The sequence below is a fragment of the Natronospira elongata genome (assembly GCF_034931365.1).
Lineage (GTDB): Bacteria > Pseudomonadota > Gammaproteobacteria > Natronospirales > Natronospiraceae > Natronospira > Natronospira elongata.
Genome location: NZ_JAYGII010000099.1, coordinates 1 through 1042, shown reverse-complemented (window position 1 = coordinate 1042; position 1042 = coordinate 1). Strand labels below are relative to the sequence as shown.

At 63.8% G+C, this 1042-nt stretch carries 1 protein-coding gene; it reads right to left on the bottom strand.

Going from position 1 to position 1042, the window contains the following annotated elements:
- A partial coding sequence (locus VCB98_RS13915) for an HAL/PAL/TAL family ammonia-lyase (protein ID WP_346053561.1) occupies positions 1–1042 on the bottom strand: 1042 nt, incomplete at both ends.

Below are 1042 nucleotides of genomic sequence, written 5' to 3'. Positions count from 1 at the left end.
TAGAAGATCGGCCAGGTGGTCCGTGCGTCGCGCGCCGATAGTACCCATGGGAACCACATCCTGATTGTTGGCGTTGGTGGGCACAGATTGAATGGAGGCCGGGGTGGCCATCTGCCGCATCTCGGCCACCGTTGCACTGGCTGTGACCTGGGCCCCCATGAAACCGCTGTGCAGGCCGGTTTCCCGCCCCTGCAAGAAGGCGGGCAAATCGCCGTTGAGGCCGGGATCGGTGATGCGGGCGATGCGGCGTTCACTGAGTACGGCCATCTTGATCAGTGCCTGGGCCAGGCTGTCTGAAGCGAAGGCAATCGGTTGACCATAGAAGTTGCCACCGTGCACGACCTTGCCTTCATCGGGGAAGAAGATGGGATTGTCCGTGACCGCGTTGAGTTCGTTCTCCACCACGCGGGCATGGTCGCGGACAACCTCGTCTACCGCGCCCAGGATCTGAGGTAGGCAGCGTATGCTGTAGGGGTCCTGCGGCAGGGGCTGGTCCCGATTGACGCCGATTGACTGGTGATCGAGTACGGGCGGCAAGTCGACGGCTGCTTCCAGCCGTTGGCTTCCTCGCGCCAGTTCCAGCAGCCAATGATGGATCCGGGCCTGGCCCCCATGGCCCCTGACCTGGGCCAGGCTGGAATCGAAGGCTTCGAGCTTGCCTTTCAGTACTTCTGCGTAGCTGACCCCGAGTGTTGCGGTCCATTCCAGGGCGCGTTGAGCGCGTATGGCAGTCAGGGCGCCAATCCCTGTCATCGCCGATGTCCCGTTGACCAGGCCAAGCGCATTCTTGCCGTCAGGCTCCAGAGGGGCCCAACCGAGTTCGGCAAGAATCCTGGATGCAGCTTGTTCCGGTCCGTCCCCTAGACGTGCCCGGCCTTCGCCCATCAGGGCGCCGGCCAGATGGGCCAGGGGGGTAAGGTCACCACTGGCGCCCACGGTGCCGCGTTCCGGGATCCGTGGGAGGAAGCCAACGTTCAGGCACTGGGCGAGGCGTTCGCAGACATCGGTGCTGACGGCCGAGTGCCCCTGCAACAGTGCGTTA